Source organism: Streptomyces muensis, assembly GCF_021474425.1.
GTDB lineage: Bacteria > Actinomycetota > Actinomycetes > Streptomycetales > Streptomycetaceae > Streptomyces > Streptomyces muensis.
The window spans coordinates 1-812 of sequence record NZ_JAKEIP010000615.1; the positions used below are offsets into that span (position 1 = coordinate 1).

At 67.5% G+C, this 812-nt stretch carries 1 protein-coding gene; it reads right to left on the reverse strand.

What is annotated here, in order from left to right; translation table 11 throughout:
• On the reverse strand, positions 1-812 hold an 812-nt coding region (locus L0P92_RS44725; RefSeq protein ID WP_505016562.1), incomplete at both ends, for an alpha-amylase family protein.

The window sequence follows — 812 nt, forward strand, 5'->3', positions numbered from 1 at the left end:
AGCTGGTACTTCTCGGAGTGGAGGTATTCCTCGCTGCCCTTGCGCAGGGGGGTGTTCTCGCACAGTTCGTAGCCGCTGTAGACGCCCCAGGTGGGCGAGAGGGTGGCGGCGAGGACGGCGCGCAGTTCGAAGGCGGGGCGCCCGCCCTGCTGGAGGAACTCGTGCAGGATGTCGGGGGTGTTGGCGAAGAAGTTCGGGCGCATGTAGGAGGCGGCCTCGCCGGAGAGTTCGGTGAGGTACTCGGTGAGCTCCTGCTTGCCGTTGCGCCAGGTGAAGTAGGTGTACGACTGCTGGAAGCCGATCTGGGCCAGGGTGTGCATCATCGCGGGGCGGGTGAACGCCTCGGCCAGGAAGATCACGTCGGGGTCGGTGCGGTTGATGTCGGCGATGACCTTCTGCCAGAACACGACCGGCTTGGTGTGCGGGTTGTCGACGCGGAAGATCCGTACCCCGTGGGCCATCCAGTGCCGCAGGACCCGCAGGGTCTCGGTGATGAGGCCGTCCATGTCGGCGTCGAAGGCGATGGGGTAGATGTCCTGGTACTTCTTCGGCGGGTTCTCCGCGTACGCGATGGTGCCGTCGGGGCGGTGATGGAACCACTCGGGGTGTTTCTGGACCCAGGGGTGGTCGGGGGAGCACTGCAGCGCGAAGTCCAGGGCGATCTCGAGGCCGAGGTCTGCCGCCGTCGCGACGAAGTGGTCGAAGTCCTCGATGGTGCCCAGGTCGGGGTGGACGGCGTCGTGGCCGCCCTCGGGGGAGCCGATCGCCCAGGGCACGCCGGGGTCGTCGGGGCCGGCGGAGAGGGTGTTGTT